This window comes from Stappia sp. WLB 29, from assembly GCF_023507705.1.
Taxonomy (GTDB): Bacteria; Pseudomonadota; Alphaproteobacteria; order Rhizobiales; family Stappiaceae; genus Stappia.
In genome coordinates this window covers 159,431-172,107 of the sequence record NZ_JALBGD010000008.1, presented here as the reverse complement: position 1 = coordinate 172,107, position 12,677 = coordinate 159,431, and the positions used below count along the sequence as shown (strand labels likewise).

Sequence of the window (12,677 nt, the reverse complement as noted above, 5' to 3'; positions counted from 1 at the left end):
TGGTACCGCCGAAGCCGAAGCTGCTGATGCCAGCCCGGCGCGGCAAAGGAGCGCCGGTCGCGTCGAAGGCCCGAGGCCAGGCCTCGCGGCTGCGCACCAGACGGAACGGGCTGCCGGCCAGTTCCACATGCGGATTGGCCTCGTCGCAATGCAGCGTCGGCGGCAGCTCGCCCCGCTGCATCGCCATCAGCACCTTGACGACACCGGCAAGCCCCGCCGCCGCTTCCAGATGACCGATGGACGACTTGACCGTACCGAGGCCGACATACGGCTCCGCGACGCTTTCGTGCCCAGTCAGGGCGGCGAAGGCCCGCTTTAGGCCGTTGACCTCGACCGGATCGCCGAGATGGGTGCCGGTCCCATGCGTCTCGATATAGCCGATGGTTGCCGGGTCGATGCCGGCCAGCGCCTCCTCGACCAGCGCCGCCTGCGCCTTCGCATTGGGCGCAGTCAGGGCACCGGCGCGGCCGCCATGGTTCTGCGCGCCGCCGATGATCGTGCCGAGAATGTGGTCGCCGTCACGCTCGGCATCCTTCAGCCGCTTGAGCATGAGGACCGCGACGCCCTCGCCGCGGGCATAGCCGTCCGCACCGGCGCCGAAGCTCTTGCAGCGTCCGTCCGGCGACAGCATGCCCGCATTGTGCGGTCCTTCGAAGCCTTCGGCCGCCAGACAGAGATTGACGCCGCCGACGAGCGCCGCCTCGCAGCGCCCGTCCTTCAGCGCCTGTGCGGCGCGCAGCAGGGCGACCAGCGAGCTGGAGCAGGCCGTGTCGATGGCCTCGCTCGGGCCGGACAGGTCGAAGGCATGGGACACGCGGTTGGCGACCATGGCGAGCGAGTTTCCGGTCGCGACATAGCCATCCGCCGCAACCCCGTGAGCCGCCAGCAGCGCCGCATAGTCGAGACTGGTCACACCGACGAAGACGCCCGTCGATTTCGGCAGGTCGGACGGTTCGATGCCGGCGTTTTCCACCGCATGCCAGGCGGTCTCCAGCAGCAGCCGCTGCTGCGGGTCCATCCGCTCGGCCTCTGCCGGCGAGATGCGGAACGCAGCGGCGTCGAAGCGGTCGATATCGGACAGGAACCCACCTCGCCGAGGGAAGGACGCCGCCAAGACGCGGTCGCGATAGGCCTCGCCATACCGCTCGAGCGGCAGGTCACCCGTCAGGTCACGCCCGGCCAGCAGGTTGTCGAAGAAGCTGTCGACATCCGGGCTGCAGGGGAAGCGACCGGCCATGCCGACAATCGCGACACAGCTGTCTGTCCCCTGCTCCGTCGACCTCGCCGCCGGTTGCGAGACGGTCTGGACCGGGGCTGCAGCCAAGGGCGCGGCGCGGACGGGCTGTGCAGGAGCAGTCTCGACCGGCGGTGCGATCCCATGCCGGCGCACGAGATGCTCGGCCAAGGCCTCGACGTGCTCGCATTCGAAGAAGATCGCCGGGGAGAGTTCTATCCCGAAGTCGGTGCCGATCTCGCCGGCATAGCGCGTCAGCGAGATGGAATCGAAGCCGAGATCGTGGAAGGGCTCGCGCAGCCCGACATCATCCGGGTTGAACTTCAGGATCCCGGCGGCGATCCGGCGAAGCTCCTGCGCCACCCGGTCCGCCGTCTCGCCGCTGCCCTGTGCGAGGGACTTTGCCGGCTGGGGTGCCGGGGTGGACGGTGCTGCAGCAAATTCAGCCAGAGGGACGGTCGCGACGCCCTCGCAGCGCGCGACCATGCCTCCCGTCGCATCCAGGAATGAAAAGTCGAACACCCTGTCGCGGCCCGGTTGGCAGAGCACGGCAGCGACATCGCCGCCCGCAAGCTGTGTGCGACTGATGCCCGCCAGCACCAGCGCCTCGCCGCCGCCGGTCAGCAGCTGCAGTGCCTGCCAGGCCGCACCGAGAGCAGTCGAGGGAAGGGCCAGGTTCCTGCGGAACCAGTCCTGCTGCGGCGCGTCCTCGCGCAGCTCGCAGAGCAGGCCGCCACCGGCAAGACGGAAGGCGCGCGCGATCCCCTCCAGATAGGGACCGAAACCGAGGCCATTGCGGGCAAGGTCGCCATAGATCCGCGCGTGATCCAGCACCTCGGTGCTGGCAGCCTTCAGGGCGTCGAGATCGACCTGCCCATCGCACGCCGCGCCGGTTGCAACCCGCCCCTGCAGCCAGGGCGTCTCAGTCGCCTCTCTATCGCACGCGACAACACGAGCCTGGAACCCGTCGCCCGCCGGCTCCAGCGTCAGGACGAGAGTTTTGACTGCAGGCCAGTCGGGCAGACCGAGAACCTGTAGCCCCTCAACCGAAACGGGACCGGCAAGTCCGGCGATCCGCGCAAGGGCCGCGACCGTCTCCACCGCCACCATCGGCAGGACCGTCTGCCGGCGGCCCTGCGTGTGCACATAGTCCAGCAGCTCGCCGAGATGAATATCGGTCTCGTAGCGCAGGCCGGACAGCGTCGAGACATTGCGCCCGACGAAGGGATGCAGCTTCAGCCGCGATCCCAGCGGATTGACCACCGAGGGCGCGTCCGGCTGCTCGGGATACCAGCAGCGGACCTTTTCGAACGGGTAGGTCGGCAGCGGCACGCGGCGCGGCTCCCGGTCCCACCAAAGAGCGAACCAGTCGATGGAAGCGCCATGCGTCCAGTCGCGGGCGACCTGATCGAGGTCACGTGCGGCGACGGCAGCCGCCAGTTGCTCCATGTCCTCCGGCGGATCGACATCGAGGATCGAGCGGACATGGTGCCAGGCCCCCTGCGCACCGGGCGCAGCAGCGAAATCCGCAAGGCGTCGGCGCGCGTCGGCCAGATCGCTCGCCGTCAAGGCCAACCGGCACGGCAGCTCGGTCCGCCCGACCTGCAACGTGAAGGCAATGTCGGAGAGATCCGCATCCGGATGCTGCTCCATCCAGGCAAGATGCCGGCGGACCAGCGCCACGAGGCGTTCCTGGTTCATCGCCGAGAACACCAGCAATTCCGGTCCGGCCTGCCCGCTCGATCTGGGGCGCGGCCTGTATTCCTCGATCAGGATATGCGAGTTCATGCCGCCCGCGCCGATGGAGGTCACGCCGGCACGTCGCGGCAGCTCCCGCCCGTCGCGCCCGAGCGGGCGTTGCCAGGGCGCAAGCTCCCGCTGGACGCGGAACGGCGAGGACGCGAACGGAATGTCCGGGTTCAGCGTCTCGGCATGCAGCGAGGGCGCCAGCATGCCCTTGCCCAGTTGAACCACCACCTTGGCGATGCCGGCAAGTCCGGAGGCGCCGAGCAGATGGCCGACATTGCTCTTCACGGTACCGATGGGACAGGCGCCGACCGCATCGGTGTGCTTGCGGAAGGCCTGCGTCAGGGCCTTCACCTCGATGGGATCGCCGAGCGCCGTACCCGATCCGTGCCCCTCGATATAGCTCACCGTATCGGCGGTGATGCCGGCATCGTCCAGCGCCCGCTCGATTGCGACCGCCTGCTGGTGCGGATTGGGCACCGTGAAGCCGTTGCGCACGCCGGCATTGCTGATGCCGGTGCCGATGATGACGCCGTGGATATGGTCGCCGTCGCGCTCCGCATCGCAGAGCCGCTTCAGCACCAGCGCACCGACGCCCTCGCCGAGGATGGTTCCCTCCGCGCCGACGCCGTAGCCACGGATCACATCGGCCGACTTGGTGGTGAAGTGCTCCTGCGAGGTGGCGATGAGCTTTTGCGGATGCAGCAGCAGGCTGACGCCTCCGGCCAGCGCCATCTCGCAGCGCCTCGAGCGGAGCATGTGCACCGCCTCGTGCACACAGGTGGAGGCGGCCGAGCACATGGTGTCGAGGAAATAGGACGGGCCGGTGAAGCCGTAATAGTAGGACACCATATTGGGCACGGTGCCGGTATAGCTGCCGCTGGCGGGCGAGCCGCGCATCAGCATGTTCTGAAAGCCGTAGAGGTCGTACTCGTTGGTCATCGACCCGACGATGACCGCAACCTCGCCGCCATGGCGCCGCTGCAGCGTCTCGCGCGAGTAGCCGGCATTCTCGAACGCCTCGACGCTCGCCTGCAGGAACAGGCGCACCTCGGGCGACATCAGCTCCGCTTCCGTCTGGGAAATGCGGAAATAGCGCGGATCGAACCGGTCGATATCGTCGAGGAAGCAGCCCGTGCGGACCACGGTCTTGCCGAGAACATCGCGCTCGGGATGCCGCAGGGCCGCATGGTCCCAGCGCTCCTGAGGATAGGGCCGGAAACCGTGGATGCCACCGGCCAGCATCTCCCAGAACTCGTCCTGCGTCGCCGCGCCGGAGACATGCAGCGACAGGCCGACGATGGCGATGGCGTGAGCATCGGTCCCGCTCTCCGGCTGCGAGACGCTCGGTCCCGCTTGAGTACGCGCCGGCATCGCGGCAACGGTGGAGGGAGCCGGCGCCAGCGGCTCGGCCGGTGCAGCCTCACCCAGCCCTTCCTCGGCAAGGGCTGCGGCAAGGGCGTCGCGGTGGTTCTCGACCAGATGGCCGGCCACCCCCTCCAGGTCGACATATTCGAAGAACAGCGTCTTCGACAGCGAGCCCAGACGTTCCTCCAGACGGTTCGTCGTCTCGACGATGGAGATGGAGTCGAGGCCGTATTCCTCGAGCTTGCGGTTGAGGCGGATGCGTGCGGGATCGAGTTCCAGGACATCGGCCAGGATATCGCGGACGAAGAGCGCGCCCTGTCGGGCGAGAGCCGCATCGTCGCCGGCTGCCTGCGGTGCGCCCGAGGGGGCCGGTGCGTCTTGCCTTTCCACCGCACCCTCGCGCTCGGCGAGGAACGCCCCAATCCGCGCCGTATCGCCGTAAAGCACGGTGGCGCAAGGCGCCTGCCCGGCGACAAGCAGCCGCTCCAGAGCCGCAAGGCCGGCCTCGCTCGGGAGCGGCACCATGCCGAAGCGGCGCTCCATCGCCTCCAGCGTCGGCATGTCGACGCTCATGCCGCCCTCGGCCCAGAGCGGCCAGGCAACGGCAAGCGTCCGCCCGTGCCGCTCGCCCCGCCCGACCATCGCCGCACGCTCAGTGGCAAAGCCGTCGAGGAAGCCGTTGGCGCCGGCATAGGCCGCCTGTCCGGCATTGCCGAACCGGGCCGCGACGGAGGAAAACAGCACTAGGAAGTCGAGCGGCGCATCCCGCGTCGCCCGGTCGAGATTGAGCGTGCCGGCGAGCTTCGGCGCGAAAACGGGCGCGAAATCCCGCCCCGCCTGCGTCAGGATATAGCCGTCGTCGAGCAGCCCCGCCGCATGGATGACGCCCCTGAGCGGGCCGATCTCGCCGGCGATCCGCTGCGCCAGGTGCTCGACCGCCGCCGCATCCCCCATGTCGCACACGGCATAAGTGACAGTCGCACCGCTTTGCCGCAGCGCCTCGAAACGGCTGTCGTCCTGCGCGCTGCGTCCGCTGAGGACGATGTTGCGTGCGCCCCGCTCGGCCAGCCAGCCGGCGAGAATCAGCCCGAGACCGCCGGCGCCGCCGGTGATCCAGTAGACGCCCGCCGGCTCACACCGCATCTCTTGCGGCGAAGCGGAGAGGTCCACCGGATCGATGCGCAGCGCTTCGCGCGTGCCGTCGGCGCGGTACCGCAGTTCGGTGAAGGTGTCGGCGGCCAGCGCCTCCTGCCGCAGGATCCCGGTGAGCCGTCCGGCATCCGCCGGGCCTTCGATCCGCACCAGCGCGCCCGAGATCTTCGGGTTCTCGGTCGCGGCCGTGCGCAGGAGCGTGGCCAGCGGAGCCGTGACCGACTGGGGCAGGCTCTCCGGTGCCAGCACAAGGAAATGCCGCGGGCGGCGCGGCTTGTCGCGCATCGTCTCGACGATCCGCGCGTGCAGGGCCTTGAAGAGACCGATGGCGGCCGCCGCCGGATCATCGGCGTCCGGAACGCCGGCGAGCACGCTCACGCTCTGCCCGCTGGCCTCCGACAGGTTTCTGGCGAAGTTCGCCTCCTCGAAGCCCGCAAGCAGCACCGAGACATCCCGCTCGCCAGCCCGGCCGGTGCCGGCCGGCGCGGGCCGCCAGCGGCTTTCGGCCAGCACCAGGGGCAGGTCGTCGGCGGTCTCGGTCGTCGCAGGCCCCTCCGCCATTGCCTCGCCAGCGGCAACGATCCGCAGCGCCAAGTCCTCGAAACTCACCCGCGGATTGCCGTCGCGGTCCAGCATATGGATATCGAGATGGCGCACGGCGGCGGTCGCACTTGGCGTTCCGCGCTCGGCGACAAGCGCCCACATAACCGGCTCGCAGGCCCCGTGCACCACCACCCGGCGACAGGCGAACGGCACGGCCGCGCCGCTCGGCGGCGCATCGTCCAGCGCGATCCAGGCCTGGATCGCGGCATCCAGCATCACCGGATGCAGCGGCAGGGCGGCGAGCGTCGGATGCAGCCGCCGCGGCAGCTTCAGCTGCGCAAGAACGCGGCCCCCGCCTCGGGTAACCCGTGCCAGCGCCCGGAACGCGGGACCGTGATCCACACCGCTTGCCCGCAGGCGCTCATAGCAAAGGGCGACTGGCACATCCTCGCGCAGCTCGCTCTGAAGCTCCGCCAGCACGGGCTCGGACGGGGTAGCCTCCACCATCGGCGAAATCGTGCCGCGCACGTTATGCCCCTCGCCTTCTGCGGCGCGGATCGTAAAGCCGATGCAACGATCCGCCTGCCGCGTCAGATGCGTCTCGACCGTCACCGGCGTCTCGCGCGCCGCAATCGGCCGCGACCAGACCACATCCTCCAGCGCGAAGGTGCCGCCGAGTTCCGCTCCGGCGAGATCGGCGGCGGCGCGGGCCATCTCCAACGCCGCGACGCCCGGCAGGATCTGGCGCCCGCGCACCTTGTGATCGGCCCAGAAGAGCTCCGGCCCGCGCAAGGAGCTTTTGAAGACCGGACCGGCGAAGCCGGAGATGTTCCGGTGGATGATCGGATGCGGCACCGGCCGGTCGTCCTTCACGCCGAGCGACTCGTCCATCCAGTGCCGCTCGCGCGCGAACGGGTAGAGCGGCGCGCGTACCCGCCTGCCCTTCGGCAGTCCGGCGGACAGCCAGTCGACATCCTCTCCCGACACAAAGCGCAAGGCGAGATCATGCAGCGGCTCGCCGGTTGCCTCTGCCGACGCGTCCACCACGGCCGGATGATCGCTCCCGCCGAGACGGGCACGAAGGGCATCTGCGAGCTGCTGACGGTCGCGGACGAGGAACGCGGTCCGGGCCTCGAGCGGTGCCCGCCCGATCCGCAGCGTATGGGCAAGGTCGGCAAGAGCGGGAGCCTCCGGCGCCTCGACGGCCGCCAGCAGCTCACCCAGAAGCGCCTGCAAGCGCTCCTCATCCGTCGCCGACAGCGGCAGCAGGTGCACCTCTGCCTCGCTGGCAAGCGGAGCGGCCGCCGCTTCGGGCGCTTCCTCGATCAAGACATGCGCGTTGCTGCCGCCGAAGCCGAAGGAACTGACACAGGCACGCCGAGGCGCGCCCTCGGTGCGCGGCCAAGGGCTTGCCTCCTTCTGGATGCGGAACGGCGTGCCGGCCAGGTCGACCAGCCGGTTCTGCGCCGTGAAGCCGACATTGCCCGGCAGTTCCTCTCGGGCCAGCGCGACCAGCACCTTGACGATGCCGGCGACGCCCGCCGCGCCTTCCAGATGGCCGATATTGGTCTTGACGGAGCCGATGCCGCAGCTTGCCTCGCGCGGGGCGGTGCCCGCCTCGGCGTGCAGGTCGGCGAACGCCTCCTTCAGGCCGGAAATCTCGATCGGGTCGCCCAGCGGCGTGCCCGGGCCGTGCGCCTCCACGTAGGAAACGCTGTCCGGCGCAACGCCCGCCTCGCGGTGCACGGCCTTGATCAGCGCCGCCTGCGCGCGCGGATTGGTGACGGTGAGCGAGTTCGTCCGCCCGCCGTGATTGACGCCTATGCCGCGAATGACCGCATGGATCGGATCGCCGTCTGCCAGCGCCTGCCCCAGCGGCTTCAGCAGCAGCACGGCACCGCCCTCGCCCCGAACGTAGCCGTCGGCCGCATCGTCGAAGGCGTTGCTGCGCCCCGTCTTCGACAGCATCCCGGCCTTGGAGAAGGCGACAAAATGGTTGGGCGACCAGATCAGGTTGACGCCGCCGGCCAGTGCCATGTCGCACTCGCCGCCCTGCAGCGCCCGTACTGCCTCATAAATGGAGGTCATCGACGCGGCGCAGGCCGTGTCGTTGGTGATGCTGGGTCCCTGCAGGTCGAGGAAATGCGAGACCCGGTTGGCAATGATCGAAAAGGCGATACCGGTCGGCAGATAGGCATCCACATGCGGCAGGTGCTTTTCCAGAAGCTCCGCATAGTCCCAATGGCAGACGCCCATGTAGACGCCCGTCCGCGTGCCGGCGAGATCGGAGGCGCGATAGCCCGCATCCTCGATCGCATGCCAGGCCATCTCCAGCGCGAAGCGCTGCTGCGGATCCATCCAGGCGGCCTCGCGCGGCGAGATGCCGAAGAACGAGGCGTCGAAGCAATCCGCATCCTCGACGAAGCCGCCCCAGATGCTGCTGGTCCGGTTGCCCCGCGCCGGGTCGCCCAGCAGTTCCTCTGCATTCCAGCGGTTCGCCGGCACCTGCGAGATCAGCGAGCGGCCGGCGGCCAGATGCGCGCCGAACGTCGCCAGCCGGTCCGCGCCCGGAAGCCGCAGCCCGACGCCGATGATCGCGACCGGTTTCCTTCCCCCCTCACGGCTCATCGGCTACCGCCTCCTCCGCCGATCATCACTGAGAGCCGGCGGCCGAGCACGTCGGCCGCTCCCTCCAGCAGCCGCGCCGCGATGGCGTCCGCATGGCGGTTGCGCCAGGAGGCGAGTTCGCTGCCCTCGACCCACTGGTTGAACGCGCCGAGCGCGGGGCCGCAATGCACCTGGAAGTCGACCTTGTGGTCGAGATCGCCGGTGAGCGCCCAAGTGGTCGTGTCCTTGAAATAGCGGCGGAAGACAAGGCCCATGCGGTGGCGGGGCGAGCGCTCCGCGCGCTCGATCTCCGCTGCCGGATAGCTCTTCGCCACATCGCGGAACACCTCGTCGAAGCTGCGGCGGAAATAGCGCTCCTCGATCTGCTGGCGCAGCTTCGGGTCGATCTCGTCGAGGCTCTCGTGCTGGCGGTAGAGCGAGACCAGCTTCTCGGCGCGGGCGGGGAAGAACAGACCCTTCTTCAGCACCTGCACCTTGGCGCCCAGCTCGAACATCTCGCCCGACGGCGCATAGGCCGTGTCGTGGACATTGATGCCTTCCAGCAGGTCCTTGACCGCATCGCTGGTCCCGGCCTCGACGGTGCACTGGTTGACGGAGCCGGTGACAATGAAGTCGGCGCCCAGCATGAAGACGGCAGCCGCCGCTTCCGGCGTGCCGATGCCGCCGCCCGATCCGACGAAGATCGGGCCGAATTTCGCAAAGCGCGCCTGAGCCTCGTCCCGCACCTTGAGCACTGCCGGGATCAGCGCGAAGGGCATGCCCTGGTCGGTATGGCCGCCGGAATCCGCCTCGACGCAGATGGCATCGGCCATCGGCACCCGGCGCAGCAGGCTGGCCTCGTCAGGGGTGATTGCACCGCTGGCGAGCAACTTGCCGAGCAGCCGCTCGGGCGCGGGCGCCAGAAACTGCGAGGCGACATCGGGCCGGGAAACCTTGGCGATGATGCGGTTGCGCGCGGCGATCCGGCCACCGCCTTGGTCTTCGAGCCCGGCGGCGCGGTAGCGCACGAGCGCCGGCGTCACCTCCATGAAGGCGGACGCCTCGATGATATCGACGCCGTGCCGGATCAGCAGATCGGTGAGGTCGTCCTCCAGATAGGGACGGTTCACATGGGCGATGAAGTTGACGCCGTAGGGCGCACCCTCGGGAAGCGCGTCGCGCAGGCGTAGGATCGCGCGCTCCACCTCCGCCATCGGCAGGCCGCCCGCCCCGAAGAAACCGAGCAACCCGGCGCGGGCCATGCGCTCCACCAGAGCGACCGAGGCGATACCCTGGTACATCGCGCCGGCGACGTAAGGGTATTCGAGCCCGAATACCTCGCAAAAGGCCCGCGAGCCCAGGTTTTCCGGGCGAAAGCGGAAAGACGCATGGCCGTTGACCCGGGGCGGCTCGCTCTCATCCCGCGCCTTGCGAACGGCCTCAGGCTTCGGTTCGGCGATCCTGGCTGCGGCAACCGCCGCCTCCGCCTCCTCGCGCGCCAGCATGCCGGCATCAAGCGGCCCGGCCTCCAGTTCCGTGCGCTTCACCATCGGCTTGACGACGGCACTGCCGGCCGGCCCCAGTTCGGTGACATCGGCGAAGGTGACCCCCTTGGCCAGCAGATAGCGGATGCTCTCGGCCCAGCGCACCGGTGCGGTGATCTGCTCGATCATCCGCTCGCGCAGCGTTCCAGCCTCGTGCGGTCGTGCCGTGACGTTGGAAATGACCGGGATCTGGGGCGCGTTGAAGGTCAGGCCCGCAAGATGCTCGGCAAACGCTGTGCGTGCGGCCTCCATATAGGGCGTGTGAAAGGCGCCACTCACCGGCAGAACGACATAGTGGCTGGCGCCGGCCTCGCGGAACAGCGGCTCGGCAGCGACCACCGCCTCCCGTTTGCCGGAGACGACGACCTGGTGCGGCGTGTTGTAATTGGCGGCAAAGACGTCCCTGAGGCCGTTGCGCTCGATCACCGCCGCAATGCCGTCGGCATCGAGACCGATGACCGCGGCCATACCCCCGCCGCTCGCCTCGCCCATCAGCGCGCCGCGCCGTGCCACCATCGACAGGCCGCTGGCGAAGTCGACCGCTCCTGCGGCGAACAGGGCGACATACTCGGAAACGCTGTGGCCGAGGACATAGTCCGGCCGCTCGCCGCTCTCGCGGACATGGCGAAGATAGGTCAGCGCGTTGACCACATAAAGCGCTGGCTGGGTGAACTCGGTCCGGGTGAGCCGGTCCATCGGCCCTTCCAGGCACAGCTGCGCAACCGAATATCCCAGGACCGCGTCGGCCTCGGCAACGAACTGCGGGAAGGCCTCGAACAGGCCTTCGCCCATGCCAACGCGCTGCGCGCCCTGCCCTGGAAACATGAAGGCCTTCATTGCTCCTCCAACCCGGCCTGGTCCTTCACCCATTCGATCTGACCGAGATCCATCTTGATGACCCTATCGGCCACGCCCCAATATCGCTCATCGTGTGTTGCCGCGATGACAAGTTTTCCTGCCGCTTTGAGTTTCGGGATAAACGTCTCGTAAAAATATTCGCGAAAATGAACATCCTGCTCCGCCGACCATTCGTCGAAGACGTAGACCGGCCGGTCTTCCAGGACCGCGGCGATCAGGGCCAGGCGCTTGCGCTGCCCGGTCGACAGGTGCAGTTGGGAAAAGCGGCCGTCCGTGAAACGGACCTTGCCGGCAAGCCCCATCTCGTCGATCAGCGCGTTGACGCGGTCCGGATCGACGCGCTCCAGCCCGTAGAGCCGGTCGAACAGGTGGAAGTCGACGAAGATCGCCGAGAACAGCTCGCGGTAGCCGCCGATTGCCGGCCCCTCGACCGCGTGGCCGTCCACGTCGATGCGTCCGCTCGACAGCGGATAGAGGCCGCACATCATCCGCAGCGCCGTCGACTTGCCGCTGCCGTTGCCTCCGACCAGGAAGACGACCTCGCCCCGAGACAGGGTCAGCGACAGCGGCCCGACGTGATAGCCCGTCCCCTGCTCCGCCGGATAGCTGAAGCCGATCTCCCGGAAATCGATGGTCTCGAAGGACTGGAAGGCATGGGCGTTCTGCCGCGCCTCGTGCGTCGAGATCCCTTTCGAGGCATCGAGCTCGCGTTCCACCGCCATGATCGATTGCAGGCCGAACTCCGCACGCATGAACATCGGCGACTGGGCGACCGTTTTCGTCAGCGTCCCCAGGCAGACAAGCAGCACCGGCACCAGCTGGAACACGATCACCGTGTGGCCGGACACGAGCGCGGGAAAGCCGAAGGCGACGACGCCGAGCAGCACGAAGGTGACAAGGCTGCCGAGCAGGATCAGCGACACCCAATGGTCGATGGTGCGCACCAGCATCAACTCGAGCACATTGGAGCGCTTGCGATAGGCCTTTGAGACGGCCTCGCTGCGCTGGGCATTGAGGCGCAGTTCCTTGCTGCCATGGATGATATCGGCAATCGCGTCGAGCATCTGCGCCTGCAGCTTTTCGACCAGGCCGAGGATGCGGCCGAAACGGTTGTTGATCGCCTTGTAGCCGTAGACACCGCCGACCACCGCCAACAGGAAACAGAGGAAGGCGAGCGGCGACAGATAGAGCAGATAGAGCAGCGCCACGGCGAGCAGAACCATCTGCTGGATCGCGTCCATGATCAGCGGGAAAGTCACCGACAGGTGGTTGGTTTCCTTGGCGATCAGCCCGTAGAGGCGGCCCCGGCCGATACGGTCCACGGTCAGCAGCTCCGACTGACGCAGCTTTTCCGTCAGCTCCAGCCGTAGTTCGTTCAGCCTGTCCTCGATCAGCGTCGTCGCACGTACCAGGGCGAACTGGTTGGCAAGATAATAGACGAGGAACGGCACACCGAAGGCCGCCCAGGCGATCAGGCCCGGATGCTCGGCCCGCGCCACCCGTTCCGCGACGGTGGTGATCACCACGATCAGGGCGGCGTTGGCGATTCCCGCCAGCAGGCTGAGGGCGAACATCAGCTGGAGCCTGCGGCGGCCGGATGCGCGGATGAAGGCGACGAGTTCCAT

3 protein-coding genes (1 of these 3 cut by a window edge) are annotated in these 12,677 nt (G+C 68.3%); all 3 read right to left on the bottom strand.

What is annotated here, in order from left to right; genetic code table 11:
- Tightly spaced (each overlapping or abutting the next), the 3 genes in view from MNI96_RS15980 to MNI96_RS15970 form a layout consistent with a single transcriptional unit that may run on beyond the window.
- Nucleotides 1–8,671, bottom strand: partial view of an SDR family NAD(P)-dependent oxidoreductase gene (locus tag MNI96_RS15980; RefSeq protein WP_249694762.1) — the 5' portion only. The gene continues 11,990 nt to the left of window position 1, outside the view; the window shows 8,671 of its 20,661 coding nt (coding positions 1–8,671); its start codon is at nucleotides 8,669–8,671; its stop codon lies off the left edge, out of view.
- Nucleotides 8,668–11,031, bottom strand: a complete 2,364-nt coding sequence (fabD, locus tag MNI96_RS15975) for an ACP S-malonyltransferase (RefSeq protein ID WP_249694760.1) — start codon at nucleotides 11,029–11,031, stop codon at nucleotides 8,668–8,670. The genes MNI96_RS15980 and fabD overlap by 4 nt, the downstream gene beginning before the upstream one ends.
- Nucleotides 11,028–12,677, bottom strand: a complete 1,650-nt coding sequence (locus tag MNI96_RS15970; RefSeq protein ID WP_249694759.1) for a cyclic peptide export ABC transporter — start codon at nucleotides 12,675–12,677, stop codon at nucleotides 11,028–11,030. Before MNI96_RS15970 ends, fabD begins: the two co-directional genes overlap by 4 nt.